Origin of the sequence: Pseudoalteromonas sp. T1lg76, assembly GCF_002964725.1 — a bacterium.
Taxonomy (GTDB): Bacteria; Pseudomonadota; Gammaproteobacteria; order Enterobacterales; family Alteromonadaceae; genus Pseudoalteromonas.
The window spans coordinates 1-203 of the sequence record NZ_PQCE01000088.1; the positions used below are offsets into that span (position 1 = coordinate 1).

Here is a 203-nt window from a genome sequence, read left to right on the forward strand (position 1 = left end):
CCAGTAATTCCGATTAACGCTCGCACCCTCCGTATTACCGCGGCTGCTGGCACGGAGTTAGCCGGTGCTTCTTCTGTAAGTAACGTCACAGCTAGCAGGTATTAACTACTAACCTTTCCTCCTTACTGAAAGTGCTTTACAACCCGAAGGCCTTCTTCACACACGCGGCATGGCTGCATCAGGCTTGCGCCCATTGTGCAATA

The 203-nt window shown here is 51.7% G+C and carries 1 rRNA gene; it reads right to left on the minus strand.

Annotated features, from left to right (window positions below):
* Positions 1–203 (minus strand): 16S ribosomal RNA (locus C2M35_RS15315); the annotation flags it as partial.